The organism is Maricaulis maris (genome assembly GCF_036322705.1).
GTDB classification, from domain to species: domain Bacteria; phylum Pseudomonadota; class Alphaproteobacteria; order Caulobacterales; family Maricaulaceae; genus Maricaulis; species Maricaulis maris_B.
This window is the reverse complement of sequence record NZ_AP027270.1, coordinates 1,796,548-1,810,810: the sequence shown is the minus strand read 5'-3', so window position 1 is coordinate 1,810,810 and position 14,263 is coordinate 1,796,548. Positions and strand designations below refer to the sequence as shown.

Genomic DNA, 14,263 nt, shown 5'->3' with positions numbered 1-14,263 from the left:
AAGGGCGCACAGGCCCAGTGCGACAAAGATCGGGGCGATGAACATCAGCCCGTAAAACGAGATCGTGCGGTACCAGGCGCTCTGGTTGATGCGCATCGCGCCGAGTGCATAGACGCGTAGCTCGGTGCCGGCGATGGGGGCCACCGCGAAAGTGACGCGCTCCTCGCCGAAGCGGGCGTCAGAGGTTGCCCCGCCACCGCCGGCAGCCAAGTTGTCAATATAGCCGGGGCGAAGGCCGAAGCGCTCGGCCAGCTGCGTGCCGGCACGGACGCTGGGCATGCGGGGGCGGATTGCCAGCATGCCGCCGCTGGCATCGGCGAGCGCTACCACACGATCATCGCCCCAATCGGGCAGGGCTGTCTCTGTACTCAGGCGGGCGACGAACGCGCCGACGGTTCCGTCCGCAAGCGGGGTCGGTACAGCCAGAACGAGATAGGCCTGATTGTCGCTGACCGTGGCCGTGAGGCCGGACGGGGCATCGAGGGCGGCGCCGGCGATCTCGCGCAGGCCGTCGACTGCCGTCCCGTCAGTGATCACCTGGCCACCGGGAAGGAGGAGCGCAACGTCCGCGACCAGCTCGGATTCGCTGATGGCCGCCAGCCGGGCCCGGGCAAGGCCCTCGACCGCCTGCGGGCTGGCATCGCGCAGGTCTGCCGACGCGAAGGCGAGGGCGAAGCGGGCTTCGGCGATGCGGGCGGTGACCCGCTCGGCCAGATAGCCGGCCGCATTGGCCTGAGAGCGCTCGGCCTCGGTAATCAGGATTTCCCGTTCCTGCTCGATCTTGACCAGTAGGATTCCGCCATAGGCGAGGGTGAACAGCACCATCGCCATGATGATCCACAAGGCACCGCTGCCACGCTTGTTGGTCTTGCTGTCAGATGGCGGATTGCGGTCGCGGTTCTTCGGTCCCCGGGACGGGGTTTTGGCAACCCTGTCGCGTGTCCCCCGGTCACTGGCCGGGCGGTGATCGAACCGCATCTGATTCATGGCTTCAAACTAAGGTGCATTGCGGGCCCGTGTCGACCTGCCAAGGCGGGGTTTCCGGCCGGGTCGATGCCTATTCGTCGCCGGCATCGGGGCCTGCCTCCGCGCCGGCAGCGTCGGGGTCGACCTTCTGGCGCGATTTCCGCCGCTCCGGGCCCTCGTAGGTCGCGCCCTCCTGGCTGGCACGACGGCGGTCGGGGCCGAAATAGGACTTGTTGCGGATGAAGGGGCGCGGTTCGTTGATGACAGAGGCGATCTTGGAGAACATTTCCTTCGCGGTGACCGGCTTGGCGCAGAATTCGGTAATCCCGGCATCGCGCGCGGCCATCACCCGGGATCGCTCGGAATAGGCACTGAGCATGATGATCGGGACCAGCGGGTTCGGGCTGTCATCGGCCGTGCGCACGAGGCGGACAAAGTCGAGCCCGTCGAGGATCTCCATCTGGTAGTCGGTGATGATGATGTCGACCGCGTCCGACCGCACCATGTCGAAGGCGTCGGCCGGGTCTTTCGATTCGAAGATCTGCTTGATGCCGAACCCGTGCAGGATCGTCCGCAGGATTGTCAGCATGTAGCCGTTATCATCGACGATCAAAACGCGTACACGGCTGAAATCAACGGCCATGACCTGCCTACCTTATCGAGTCTCGCGGCAGTCCATCAGGCGGCGCGCGTGGTTGTCTTCCGGGTGTCCTTGAGGGAGCTTAGCGGCACAGGCTTACCGAAATAGTAACCCTGACCATAGGTCACACCAAAACTCTTCAGCGCCTTCGCCTGGCTCTCGGTCTCGATCATTTCGGCGACCGTCTGGGCACCCATGCTGCGGCAGATATTGATCATGCCCTTGAGCAGGGTGGCATCTCGCCGGGAGGCCTCGAAGCGCTTGATATACAAGCCGTCAATCTTGACCACATCGGCCGGGAAATCGCGCAGGTAGTGAAAGCCGGCCGAGCCGGAGCCGAAATCGTCGAGGCAGACCTCGTGGCCGCGCTCGCGGATCTTCTGGATCACGGCATTGGCGGCCTTGATGTTCGAGATAATCGCGGTTTCCGTCAGCTCGAAACTCAGTCGCGACCGGTCGATCTTGAGGTCGGCCAGCAAGGCGAGGAAGCGCTTGCTCCACGCCATGTTGGTCAGGGACTTGCCGGACAGGTTCACGGCGAGGGCCGGACGGTCGAAATCATCGCGCAGGAAAGCGGCGGCGATTTCCGTCATGGCGTAGTCGATCTCGTAGATCAGGCCGGTGCTTTCGGCAAAGCCGACGCTGTCCTGGACCGGCTTGCCGCCCGGCAGGCGCAGCAGTAATTCGTAGTGGTGGATTTCACCGCTCTCCAGGTTGACGACGGGCTGTGCATGAGGCTCGATGACCCGGCCGGCGATGGTGGTGCGTAGTTCGTTGATGCGGCGCTGGTTCTCGCGCATCATGCCCTCGGCCACTTCCTGCAGGCTGACAATGTCGAGCACGCGGTCGCTCTGGGCGGCCTCGTTCATGGCGTGGAGGAAAGCCTGCACGGCGATGCTCGGTTCGATGTTGGGCGCGTCACACACCGAGTCGATCACGACTTCGGCTGTCTCCAGACCGGCGTCGGCCAGGCTGCCCTCGACCTCGATCCGGAGGATTTCCAGATCGATATTCCGCGCATGGATGAGCGCGGTGCGTTCATCATCGACCTGGCGGGCGACACCATCATCACCGACGGCGAGCGCGCAGGAGGCGGCAATGGACTGGTAGACCGCCGCGGCACGTGTCTCGCCGATCAGCCGGTCGAGCGGATCGCCGGCATCAATGCGCAGAACCGACATTGCCATGTCGACACCGGTAGAGCGGGCCTGTTCGATCGCACGCTCGGCGCTGCGCTCGAAGACCTGCGGATCCAGATCCTCGGGGGCATGAATGGACTCGTAGGAGAGGCTCCAGCGGATGCGGTCATCATCGCCCAGCATCCAGCCGCTCAGGCGACACTCGCGTCCGCCGATGGCAACGCGCGCCGGACCGAGACGACGCCCCGGCTTCATCCGGTGCATGATGGCCTGGAAGACCGGACGGGAGGTCCGGTCAAAGCGCTTTGATAAATCCTCGCCGGTTCCGTTCAGCAGCGGTTCGCCAAGCGCCGCGACTGCTCCGGCGGCGTAGGATACGCGCCCGTTGATGTCAGTCTCGACGAGGATGTCTGCCGCAGCAAAGGCGAAAGAGAGAAAGCGGTTTCGTTGCTCAACCAGCGACATGAGTGTTCCATTCTTGTGCGCAGATGAAACAGTTCTATTCGCCAATCGTTAGAAGGCGCTTAAAATTCGAGGTAAATCAGGCCGCGCGCGATTGTCCGCTACCGCCCCGCCGGGCCGGCTTGGTATTGATGTCCTTGAGGACGGTTTCGGCGCGTCGCGAGAGTTCCGAAAGGGCGGGCGGCAAGTCGCCATCCTCACCGGCCAGCGCCGCGAGCTGCTCGGCAATCTCGAGCAGGCGGGGGCTGTTCGCGAGCAGGCGTGCCTGGGCTTCGATCCGGTGCGGGTCACGGTCATATTCAGCGGCGGGCACGCGCCAGCCGCCCCAGTCCATAGCCTCGGTGACGACGACCGGGAATGTGCCGGGGAAGGGATGCCCGCCACATTCCTCGATCGTCTGCCACTTGTTCTTCGCACGCAGGACGCGCCAATGGCCGGCCTCGACGCTGTCGGCCTGTTCGGCGGAGAGTTCGTCGGTCGTGAAGTCGCGACCCAGACCGCAGTCATAGGTGACCCGGATCGGCTCTTCGACATCCTTCACCCAGTGCGGCTTGACCTGTTCGATCAGCGCCCAGGTGCCCACCGGGCCTACAAAGACCCGCTGGTGCTTGTGAAAGAGTGCCTTGGCCATGTCTCGATCTCCCTCGCCATGACCAGACAATCATGTCCGCGTTTAAACCGGGTGAACGGAACCGGTGGGATTTGAGGCAATGACCTGCGCCGTGCGTTGCCGGGAAGGGCCGCACAGGCTATGTCGCGCGTCATGAGCCTCGCTGCACCGATCGACAGACGCCTTTCCGTGGCGCCGATGATGGACTGGACCGACCGGCATTGCCGGGCGTTTCACCGTGTCCTGACACGTCGCACCCTGCTCTATACCGAGATGGCGGTCGACAAGGCGATCCTCAATGGCGACACGCCGCGCCTGATCGGCTTCGATGCGGCCGAGCATCCGGTGGCGATCCAGTTGGGAGGCTCCGAGCCGGGCGATCTCGCCCGGGCCGCGCGCATTGCCGAAGACTATGGCTATGCCGAGATCAATCTCAATGTCGGCTGCCCCTCCGACCGCGTCCAGTCAGGCCGGTTCGGCGCCTGTCTGATGCAGGAGCCCGAGCTGGTCGCCGATTGTGTCGCGGCGATGCAGGACGCGGTCGGCGTGCCGGTGACCGTCAAATGCCGGATCGGTGTTGACGACCAGGAGCCGGAAGAGGCGCTGTTTACCCTGGTCGATACGGTCGCGGCGCGGGGCATTGCCAGCTTCGCCGTCCATGCCCGCAAGGCCTGGCTGAAAGGTTTGAGCCCAAAGGAAAACCGCTCCATCCCGCCGCTGGACTATGACCTCGTGCGCCGCCTCAAGGCCGAGCGCCCGGCGCTCGAGATCATCCTCAATGGCGGTCTGGAAGACCTTGAGCACGCGATCGCCGAGACGGCGACGCTGGATGGCGCGATGATCGGTCGCGCGGCCTATCACACGCCGTGGATTCTCGCCCGTGCCGACAGTGCGGTCTTTGGCGAGAGCGACCCGGTCGCCACCCGCGCCGAAGCGCTGGCGGCCTTTCGCCCCTATATCGCCGCCCATCTCCGGTCGGGAGGGCGCTTGCACGATATCACCCGTCACATGCTCGGCCTGTTCGCCGGCGAGCCGGGCGCCCGGCAATGGCGCCGCATCCTGTCCGAGAAGGCGACGCGCAGCGGCGCCGGTCTCGATGTTCTCGATGAAGCTGAAGCGGCGATCCCGTCGCGGGAAGAGGCTGCCTGATGGCCGATATCTGGATCCTGGTCGCGGCCATGGCGGCGACCGGTGCCTTTGCCGGCCTGATCGCCGGCCTGTTCGGCATTGGTGGCGGCATCGTCATGGTGCCGGCAATGTTCTTCGCCTTTCAATTCCTCGGCTATGACGATCCGCGCATCATGCAGGTTGCGGTCGGCACCTCGCTGGCGGTGATCATTGCGACCTCGGCCCGTTCGCTCTCGGCCCACGCCAAGCGCGGCGCTGTCGACTTCGCCGTTCTGCGCGGCTGGGCGCCCTGGATCGTGCTTGGCACGCTGATCGGCTCGCGCATTGCCCACCTTCTGCCGGGCAATTTCCTGACTGGCCTGTTCGGCGTCACGGCGGTGATCCTGTCGGCGCAATTCTTCTTCGGTCGGCCCGACTGGCGGCTCGCCGACGAGATGCCATCCGGGCCTGTGCGCTGGGGGCTGGGCGGGACGATCGGCATTCTCTCGGCCCTGATGGGGATTGGCGGCGGCGTGTTCGGCGTCACCCTGATGACGCTGTGCGGCAAGACGATCCACAAGGCCGTCGCGACTGCGGCCGGCTTCGGCGTCGCCATCGGCCTGCCGGGCGCGGTCGGCTTCATCGCCAATGGCTGGGGCCAGGACGCCGTGCCCTATTCGCTTGGCTATGTGAACCTGCCGGGCTTTGCCCTGCTGGCCGGCAGCGCCTTCTTCGTCGCCCCGCTCGGTGCGAAGCTCGCCCACAGCCTGCCGGAAAAGACGCTCAAGCGCTGCTTTGCGGTCGGTCTGGTGATTGTCGGCGTGATGCTGGTGCGTGAGGCCTGGCTGGCGGCGGGCTGAGCTAGGGACGCAGCACCAGCTGGTCACGGCGGATCTCGATGGCCTCGAAACGCTCCAGCACCGTCATGCCCAGCAGCGACTGATCGCCCGACTGCATGACCAGGGCCGGGACGTCCTGGAAGGTGCGGCCGGGCAGGGCCAGGGTGCGGATGGTGACCGGCGCCGCCATCGCCCGTCCCGAGGCGGTCGAGACCTGGATCACGAAATCGAGCTGGTCGGTGCGGATACCGATATTGCGGGCGTCGGCGGGGGCCAGCGCAACGCCGGTGGCGCCGGTGTCGATCAGGAAATTGACGGCCGAGCCATTGATCTCGCTATCGATATAGAAGTGACCGTTGAATTGCCGCTCGAGCACAATGGCGCCATCGGTGAGCTGAACGGCGCTGCGGGGCGAGCGCTGCAGCGCGCTCTCGCTCGGGGCGGCGCCCCAGATGCGCTGATATTGCCAGTCCGCATAATCCCGGTTGAGAATGGTCACGCCGCCGACCGAGGCCGAGATGGTGACCCAGGCGATCAGGCTGCGGTGTCGCGCGCCGTCCGGGGCAATGGCCGAGCCGGTCAGGGCCAGCGCCAGCAGGGCCAGCACAACTACCATGAAGGCGGTTCTCGGTCCGGGCGGCAGATCGACCCAGAGTGCCCATGTGGCCAGTCGCAGGCCCATCAGGGCAATGGCCAGCACGAGGGCGGGCAGGGCCATGCGCATGATGAGGGCTCTCATCGGGTTGCGCCTCGCCCGGCCTGGTAGGCCGCTTCGCGGGCCGGCAGGGCGTCCATGACCGCCGTGCGCTCGGCATCGCTGTAACGGGTCCAGCGGCCCAGCTCTTCCAGCGTACGGAAGCAGCCGACGCATAATTGTGCTTTCGGATCAACGAAGCAGACTTTCACACACGGTGTGTCGATCGGGGGTTTGGAGGTCGCAAGCGTCATGCGCCGCAGCATTTCGCGGCCCGCCCGTTGAGGCAAGTGCTTGCAGCGGCGGGGGCGGGCAGAATATGGTCCCGCTTTCACCGGGTGGGGCGTTTCATGGATGATCTTCTGCTGCAGGGGCGCAGCTTTGTCGGCCTCTTCCTGCTGGCTGGCCTCGCCTGGTTGCTGGGTCCGCGCAAGCGCCTGCCGGTCATTCTCCTGCTCGGAGCGATTGGCCTGCAGCTGGTGATCGCGACCCTGCTCTATACGGTCGCCCCGTTCCGCGCCTTCCTGCAATCGCTGACCGGTGTTGTCGCCGTGCTGCAGGCGGTGACCAATGAGGGCGCGCAATTCGTCTTCGGCTATCTCGCCGGCGGTGCCATGCCGTTCGAGATCAATCCCGAAACGGCGGGCGGCACCTTCCTCTTCGCTTTCCAGGCCCTGCCGATGGTCATTGTCCTGTCGGCCCTGTCTGCGCTGTTGTGGCGCTGGCGGATCCTGGAGGTTCTGGTGCGCGGTTTCGCTTTCGCCTTCCAGCGTCTGCTCAACCTGTCCGGCTCGGCGAGCCTTGGCGCGGCGGCGAATATCTTTCTCGGCATGACCGAGAGCCCGGTCCTTATCCGGCCGCGCCTGCCCGACATGAGCCGTTCCGACCTCTTTTTGATCATGACCGTCGGCTTTTCCACCGTCGCCGGCTCGGTGATGGCGCTCTATGTCTCCCAGCTTTCCGGCATCATTGACGGTGCGGCGGGCCATATCTTCACCGCCTCGCTGATCTCGGTCCCTGCCGCGGTCCTGCTATCGCGTCTGATGATGCCGGCCGAGCCGATGACGCCCGAGGCCGAGGCCAAGGAAAAAGTCCCGACCCAGATCTATCATTCCTCGATGGACGCGCTGACCACCGGCGTGTCGGACGGGATGCGGCTTTATTTCAACATCATCTTCATGCTGCTGGTCTTCACCGCCCTGGTCGCCCTCTTGAACGTCATGCTGGGTCTCTTCCCGGACGTGTTCGGCGGCGCCCTGTCGGTCGACCGCATCCTCGGCTGGCTGTTTGCGCCCATCGTCTGGCTGGCCGGCGTGCCGTGGGCCGAGGCGACCCAGGCCGGCTCGCTGATGGGCCTCAAGACGGCGCTCAACGAGGTCTATGCCTATGACCGCCTGGCCCAGATCGGCGATGAGCTGTCCCCGCGCACCAGCCTGATCATGACCTATGCCCTGTGCGGCTTTGCCAACTTCTCCTCGGTCGGCATCCTGACCGGCGGCCTCGTCGCGATTGCGCCGTCGCGCCGCGAGGACATCCTCCAGCTGGCGCCAAAGGCGCTGATCTCCGGCACGCTGGCCACGCTGATGACAGGCGCCGCGATCGGTGTGCTGCCGCAGGGCCTGTTCGGGTAGGGACAAATGCGGACTGTGCGATGCGCGTCCCGGATTACCGGCCATTGCTGACTGTTTTCCTGAGCCGAGCCTCCGGCTCTTGTGTTGTGTCATCCTGTATGTCAATTCTTTCGCAGGCGCCTGCCGAAAGGGGGCGGCGCCCATGGGTGAAGACGCGGGAGATTGTCGCATGGCCATTCTGATCCGGACGCCGGGCGCGCGCCCTTGTCCGACACGGTCCTGCTGTCGATGACGACGACCCCGGACCCGCAGACCCGTCATCATGAGGTGATCGTGGTTGGTGCCGGCTTCGCCGGGATCGGTGCGGCAATCAAGCTGCGGCAGGCGGGCCTCGATTTTCTGGTGCTCGAGAAGAGCGCCGAGATCGGTGGCGTCTGGCGCGACAACAGCTATCCAGGCTGCGCCTGCGACGTGCCATCGGCCTTCTACAGCTATTCCTTCGCCCCCAACCCGCGCTGGAGCCGCTTCTTTGCCCGGCAGGGGGAAATCCGGGACTATACCCATGCCGTCGCCGACCGTTTCGGGGTCATGCCGTCGGTGCGCGTGAACCATGAGCTGCTGGCCGCCCGTTGGGACAGCGACCAACAGGTCTGGCGCCTGCAAACAAGCGCCGGCGACTATAGCGCGCGCTTCGTGATCATGGCCTGCGGCCCGATGCACAAGCCCGTCACGCCCCGGATCAAGGGGATTGCGAGCTTTCCCGGCGCCAGCTTTCATTCGGCGCGATGGGATCATGGCTGCGACCTGGCCGGCAAACGGGTCGCGGTGATCGGCAGCGGCGCGTCGGCGATCCAGTTTGTGCCGGCCATCCAGCCTGACGTCGCTCACCTGACCCTGTTCCAGCGCACCCCGCCCTGGGTTCTGCCCAAGATGGATGCGCCGGTCAGCGAGCGCTGGCAGCGCCGCTTCGAGCGTTTTCCCGTCCTGCAGCATGCCTTGCGGCAGATGCTCTATCTGGCCTTCGAAAAGCTCAACAACAGCCTGACCCGCCCGCGCTCTCGCGGTAAACTGCAGGCGCGGGCGCTGAGGAATATCCATCGCACGGTGAAGGACGAGCGCCTGCGTGCGGTGCTGACACCGGACTATGCAATCGGCTGCAAGCGCATCCTCCAATCCAATGACTGGTATCGCGCCCTGGTCAAAGAGAATGTCGATGTGGTCGGCGGTGTAGCCGAGGTCCGGGGCAAGACGATCATCGCCAGCGACGGGTCCAGCTGCGAGGCCGACATCATCATCTATGCCACCGGTTTCGAGGTCGCCAATCCGCCGGTGGCCGAAATCATCACCGGCGTGAGCGGCGAGACACTGGCGACGCGCTGGCAGGGCAGTCCACAAGCCTATCTGGGCACTATGGTGGAGGACTGTCCCAATCTTTTCATGATGTTCGGGCCCAATCTTTACACCTTCTCCTCGGCCTTCGTGATGATCGAGGCGCAGCTGAAATACATCATGAGCGCACTCCGCACGTTGACCTCCAGACGCATCCGCACCGTCGCCGTCGACCCGCAGTCGGCGCGCGCTTTCAATGACGACGTCCAGGCAGCGCTGCAGACCAGCGTCTGGAATGCCGGTGGCTGTCAGAGCTATTTCATCGACAAGAACGGTCGCAACAGCACCAACTGGCCGTGGACGACGGGCGCGATGCGCCGCCGGCTCAAGCGTTTCCGGCTGAAGGATTATGTGGTGGATAGCAGCCGCTAATCCCCGCGCGCCGGCCACAGCCGGCTGCGGAGCCAGCCAATGGTGGAATTGCCGGCCAGCGACTGCCGGTAGGCCGTGTCCATGAAGCGGTCGAGACCGGCGGCGTCCGCGAACAGGTCGGAGCGGGTCTTCATCGGGGCGTCCGGGTCGATCCGCTTGATGACACGTGCCGGATTGCCGGCGACGATGGTCCAGGGTTCGACATCCCGGGTGACCACAGACCGCGCGCCGACCACGGAATGGTCGCCAATGGTCACGCCCTTGCCGATAAAGGCGCCGTCGCCGATCCAGACATTCTTGCCCAGCCTGACCGGTTTGAACGCCGGCTGCGGGTCGACGCGGTCATGGATGGAGTGCCAGTCGCAATCGGTGATCGTGACCTTGTTGGCGATCAGGCAGGCATCGCCGATCTCGATCTCGCCGGCCGCGAGGATGCGCGTGCCGGGTGCCAGGAAGACATGATCGCCCAGGCTGACCCGACCGGCCTGGGTCTGCGGTGCCCAGACCGTGAGGCGCACCGGGTCATGCTTGTTGGCGATGATGTGGAGATATTCGCCGGCGCTGATATTGGGTCCGAAAACCTCGACCGCCCAGGGCTGCACGATCTTGGGATCGCGGCCGATCTCAGCAAAGTGCGGCCACAGGAAATGTCGCGCCCAGCGGTTCTCGAAACTTTCCCAGGCCTGGTGCATCCAATAGGGGCGGTGGTCGCGGCGCATGGGTGTATCCGTCTGGCTGGTGGCGGGCGGCTGAGTAGATAGCTTGCCGCAAGGCGTTGCGGCGGCAAAGCTTTCGTCTGACATGAGACTATAAGGGAGGGGCCCTGTCTCGCCTGCGGTGCAGGCGAAGGGCCGGACAGGTGGATGGGTTTGCACGTCTCCATGGATGCCGCGGCGGTGGCCGCCTATCTCGACGAGGTCTTCCCGCAGTGGAATCAGGGCGGGATCAGATTTGTGATCGAGCGGATTGAACCGGGGCGGGCGATTGTCAGCGCCGAGGCCCGCGCAGAGCATTTGCGTCCGGGCGGGACGGTGTCCGGTCCGACCTTGTTCACGCTGGCCGACTTTGCCGCCTATGCGGTCATACTCGGCCATGTCGGCAAGCAGGCGCTGGCGGTGACGACCAATCTCAATATCAACTTCCTGCGCAAGGCGCCGCCCGGGCCGGTGACCGGCCATTGCCGTCTGCTGAAACTCGGGTCGCGACTGGCGGTCACTGATTGTGATATCCTTGCCGGCGGCGCTGAAGACTTGATTGCCCAGGCCAGCGCGACCTATTCCCTGCCGCCCAAGACCAGCTGAGATCGAAACCTCATGACCGACACGCCTGATACCGAACGCTCCGGTCCGGATCCCATCGAAGAGGCCATCCTGCGATTGGTCGCCGCCGCGCCGGAAGGCCGTTCGATCGCGCCGGCCGACGTCGCCAAGGATATCGAGCCGGAGCGCTTCAATCGCAAGTTCGGCCATGTCCGCCAGGCCGCCATCCGGCTTGCCAAGGACGGCAAGGTGACGATCCTGCGCAAGGGCAAACCGGTCGAGGATCCGGAGACTTTCAAGGGCGTCTGGCGGATTGGCCGCGCCTGATCTGGACCCGCTTCTCGCCGAGATCCGCGGCTGCCGGGTCTGCGCCGATGCGCTGCCACACGAGCCGCGACCGGTGATCCAGGCCCATCGGGATGCGCGTGTCCTGCTGGTTGGTCAGGCTCCGGGGACAAGGGTCCATGCCTCCGGCAAGCCGTTTACCGATCCGTCCGGTGACCGTCTGCGCGACTGGCTACAGGTCAGTGAGGCGGACTTCTACGACCCGACCAAGCTGGCCATCGCGCCGATGGGCTTTTGTTTTCCCGGTCTCGACGCCAAGGGCGGCGATCTGCCGCCGCGCCGCGAGTGTGCGCCGCTATGGCAGGCGCGGGTGCGGGCCGGGCTTCCGAATCTGCGCCTGACCCTGCTGGTTGGCCAGTACGCCCAGCGCTTCTGGCTGGGTTCGCAGGCGCACAAAACCCTCACCGAAACCGTGCGTCACGCAGCCGACTATGCGCCCGATTTTCTGCCGCTCCCCCACCCGTCATGGCGGAATAGTGCCTGGTTGCGCAAAAACCCGTGGTTCGGAGAAATAATTCTCCCGATGCTGCGATGCCGCATGAAAGAAATGTTATCGTAACCAGATTTCGCGGTGTTTCTGACCGCTTGTGTCTTGCCGTCTGAAAGGGTATTCCGGCGCCCGAAATCGCGGCCCCGACAGCGGCGGCCGCTCTAGCGGAACAAAAGGGTTTTGCCGGTATGAGTGTTCTCGAGCATCCGTCCTTCGACAATCACGAGAAAGTTCTGTTCGCGACCGACGAAGTCACCGGGCTGAAAGCCGTCATCGGTGTCCACTCGACGGTCAGCGGTCCTGCCTGCGGCGGTTGCCGCATGTGGTCCTATCCGAGCTCGGATGCCGCCCTGCAGGATGTGCTGCGCCTGTCCCAGGGCATGAGCTACAAGAACATCATGGCCGACCTGCCGATCGGTGGCGGCAAGTCCGTGATCATGAAGCCGTCGGGCTCCTTTGATCGCCGCGCCCTGTTTGAAGCCTTTGGCCGCGCCGTGGACAGCCTCAATGGCCAGTACATCACGGCCGAGGATGTCGGTGTCAGCCCGGACGACATGATGGCCGCCCGCGCCTCGACGGCCCACGTGGTCGGTCTGCCGGAAGGCAAGGCAGCCTCGGGCGACCCGTCGCCGGTGACCGCCGAAGGCGTGTTCCGCGGCATGAAGGTTTGCATTGAGCGCGGTCTGGGCAAGACCGACCTGTCCGGCGTCAAGATCGCCATCCAGGGCGCGGCCGGCCATGTCGGCTCCTATCTCGCCGGTCACCTGGCCAAGGCTGGCGCCGAGCTCTTCATCACCGATATCAACCAGGACGGCCTGGAACGTCTCAAGGCCGAGCACGGTGCCACCATTGTTGGCCTCGACGAGATCTATGATCTCGATGTCGACGTGTTTGCGCCGTGTGCCCTCGGGGCCGTGATCAATCCGGACACGATTGATCGCATCAAGGCGAAGATCATCGCCGGTGCCGCCAACAACCAGCTCTCGACCCGTGAGATGGGCGCTGAAATCCTCAAGCGCGGCATGATCTATGCGCCGGATTATGTCCTCAATGCCGGCGGCATCATCAATGTGATGGGCGAGATCGCCGGCGACTTCAATCCAGAATGGGTCCAGGGCAAGCTGGTCGGCTTGGAGAACACGCTGGCCGAGATCCTCGACCAGTCCGATCGCGAAGGTCGCCCGTCCAACCTCATCGCCGACGAGATTGCCCGTCAGCGCATTGAGGAAAAGCGCGCCGCCAAGCTGGGCAAGGCTGCGTAAGTTACGCCGCCGGACGCTGACACTGAAACGCCCCTGCCGGATGGTGGGGGCGTTTTGCTGTTGAGGCTCAAGTCCGGTCGGGACGTTCGCGGGGCGCACCCGCTACTCATCGCTTGACCCCGGTCGGCTGATGCGGCCTGCTGGCGCGCGGGTAGCGGACTGGCGTTTGCGCCTCGCTTCGCCTTGCCTCAGCCTTGCCCTGACACCAAAGGATCGATCACGTGGAAGCCCTGACCGCTCTCCTCTCCGACCTGCCCCTGTGGGGCCGACTGCTGGCCTTTGCCGGGATGGCGTTCGCGGCCCATGGCCTGGTGCTGGCGATCCGCGTGATGGCCAACCTGGTGATCGCGGTGCGGTCCGAACGCAAGGACGCCAAGCTGCGTTCGGTGACCTCGATGGCCGCCAGTGTTCTGATCTTCACGGTCTACTTCCTGATTGTCGGCTTCATCCTGCACGAGCTGGGCGTGTCACTCACCGCCTATCTGGCCAGCGCCTCGGTGATCGGCCTCGCGATCGGTTTCGGCTCTCAGGGCGTGGTCCAGGACGTCGTCAACGGCGTCACCTTTATCTTTTCCGACCTTCTGGACATCGGGGATCTGGTCGAGATTTCCGGCCAGACCGGGATCGTCAAGACGATCTCCATGCGCTTCGTGGAGCTGGAGAACGCGCTGGGGGCCAGTGTCTTCATTCCCAATCGCACGATCACCAATGTGATCAATTATCCGCGCGGCTATATCCGCTGCATCGTCGATGTGACGCTGACCGGTGACCCGGCCGAGCGCGATGCCGCGGAAGAGACGGCGACCACGCTGATGCATGGATTCTACGAGCAGTTTCCCGGCATTTTCCTGTCGCGGCCGTCCAATGTCGGGCGGACGCGCCTGTCCTCCGGGCGCGAATTTGTCCGGATCAAGTTCCGGATCTGGCCCGGTCGCGCCCAGCCGATCGAGACGATTTATCGCGAGGAAGTCGTTGCCGCCTTTGTCGGCAAGGACCCCGATTACAAGTCGTGGATGGTTGCGGTCAGCTTTGAGGTCGAGGACCGTCCCGAAGCTGTGCGGCCGCGCCTGAATATCGTCTGGCCGGGCGGCAACTAACGACGGGTTGCGACAGCGGCA

Annotated in this window: 15 protein-coding genes; 9 read left to right on the top strand and 6 right to left on the bottom strand. The window is 64.8% G+C overall.

Annotated features, from left to right (window positions below):
- Positions 1-1,057: 1,057 nt before the first annotated feature.
- From AAA969_RS08465 to AAA969_RS08455, 3 genes are all read right to left on the bottom strand, one after another.
- Positions 1,058-1,609, bottom strand: a complete 552-nt coding sequence (locus AAA969_RS08465) for a response regulator (RefSeq protein WP_338245584.1) — start codon at positions 1,607-1,609, stop codon at positions 1,058-1,060.
- A gap of 35 nt (positions 1,610-1,644) precedes the next feature.
- On the bottom strand, positions 1,645-3,210 hold the full coding sequence (locus AAA969_RS08460) for an EAL domain-containing protein (RefSeq protein WP_338245583.1): 1,566 nt from the start codon (positions 3,208-3,210) through the stop codon (positions 1,645-1,647).
- Positions 3,211-3,286: 76 nt separating this feature from the next.
- Entirely contained in the window at positions 3,287-3,838 is a 552-nt protein-coding gene (locus tag AAA969_RS08455; protein ID WP_338245582.1) for a hypothetical protein, read from the bottom strand.
- A gap of 132 nt (positions 3,839-3,970) precedes the next feature.
- On the opposite strand from AAA969_RS08455, the gene dusA reads away from it, so the two are divergent.
- Both dusA and AAA969_RS08445 read left to right on the top strand, forming a co-directional pair.
- On the top strand, positions 3,971-4,966 hold the full coding sequence (dusA, locus tag AAA969_RS08450) for a tRNA dihydrouridine(20/20a) synthase DusA (protein WP_338245581.1): 996 nt from the start codon (positions 3,971-3,973) through the stop codon (positions 4,964-4,966).
- Positions 4,966-5,784 (top strand): sulfite exporter TauE/SafE family protein, encoded by an 819-nt coding sequence (locus AAA969_RS08445; protein WP_338245579.1) that lies wholly within the window; start codon positions 4,966-4,968, stop codon positions 5,782-5,784. The genes dusA and AAA969_RS08445 overlap by 1 nt, the downstream gene beginning before the upstream one ends.
- 1 nt (position 5,785) lies before the next feature.
- Here the strand turns inward: AAA969_RS08445 and AAA969_RS08440 are convergent, their stop codons facing one another.
- A complete protein-coding gene (locus AAA969_RS08440; RefSeq protein ID WP_338245577.1) occupies positions 5,786-6,502 on the bottom strand; it encodes a retropepsin-like aspartic protease family protein in 717 nt (238 codons plus the stop codon).
- Entirely contained in the window at positions 6,499-6,711 is a 213-nt protein-coding gene (locus tag AAA969_RS08435) for a DUF1289 domain-containing protein (protein ID WP_338245575.1), read from the bottom strand. Before AAA969_RS08435 ends, AAA969_RS08440 begins: the two co-directional genes overlap by 4 nt.
- A 96-nt stretch (positions 6,712-6,807) precedes the next feature.
- Between AAA969_RS08435 and AAA969_RS08430 the strand changes: the two genes are divergently transcribed.
- The gene (locus AAA969_RS08430) at positions 6,808-8,088 is read left to right on the top strand and encodes a NupC/NupG family nucleoside CNT transporter (RefSeq protein ID WP_338245573.1); all 1,281 of its coding nucleotides are present in this window, start codon (positions 6,808-6,810) and stop codon (positions 8,086-8,088) included.
- A gap of 228 nt (positions 8,089-8,316) precedes the next feature.
- Positions 8,317-9,789: a flavin-containing monooxygenase gene (locus AAA969_RS08425; RefSeq protein ID WP_425325046.1), complete on the top strand. Its 1,473-nt coding sequence runs from the start codon at positions 8,317-8,319 to the stop codon at positions 9,787-9,789.
- Here AAA969_RS08425 and AAA969_RS08420 read toward each other — a convergent pair.
- Positions 9,786-10,508: an acyltransferase gene (locus AAA969_RS08420; protein WP_338245569.1), complete on the bottom strand. Its 723-nt coding sequence runs from the start codon at positions 10,506-10,508 to the stop codon at positions 9,786-9,788. The genes AAA969_RS08425 and AAA969_RS08420 overlap by 4 nt on opposite strands.
- 144 nt (positions 10,509-10,652) lie before the next feature.
- Between AAA969_RS08420 and AAA969_RS08415 the strand changes: the two genes are divergently transcribed.
- The 5 genes from AAA969_RS08415 (at position 10,653) to AAA969_RS08395 (ending at position 14,242) form a co-directional block, all read left to right on the top strand.
- Positions 10,653-11,090: a PaaI family thioesterase gene (locus AAA969_RS08415; RefSeq protein WP_047158340.1), complete on the top strand. Its 438-nt coding sequence runs from the start codon at positions 10,653-10,655 to the stop codon at positions 11,088-11,090.
- Positions 11,091-11,102: 12 nt separating this feature from the next.
- Positions 11,103-11,375, top strand: coding sequence for a DUF3253 domain-containing protein (locus AAA969_RS08410; RefSeq protein ID WP_338245563.1), 273 nt, complete (start codon positions 11,103-11,105; stop codon positions 11,373-11,375).
- Positions 11,362-11,952, top strand: a complete 591-nt coding sequence (locus AAA969_RS08405; protein WP_338245561.1) for a uracil-DNA glycosylase family protein — start codon at positions 11,362-11,364, stop codon at positions 11,950-11,952. Before AAA969_RS08410 ends, AAA969_RS08405 begins: the two co-directional genes overlap by 14 nt.
- A gap of 119 nt (positions 11,953-12,071) precedes the next feature.
- A complete protein-coding gene (locus AAA969_RS08400; protein ID WP_338245559.1) occupies positions 12,072-13,145 on the top strand; it encodes a Leu/Phe/Val dehydrogenase in 1,074 nt (357 codons plus the stop codon).
- 221 nt (positions 13,146-13,366) lie between these two features.
- Positions 13,367-14,242, top strand: coding sequence for a mechanosensitive ion channel family protein (locus tag AAA969_RS08395; RefSeq protein ID WP_338245557.1), 876 nt, complete (start codon positions 13,367-13,369; stop codon positions 14,240-14,242).
- The last annotated feature ends 21 nt before the right edge of the window (positions 14,243-14,263 follow it).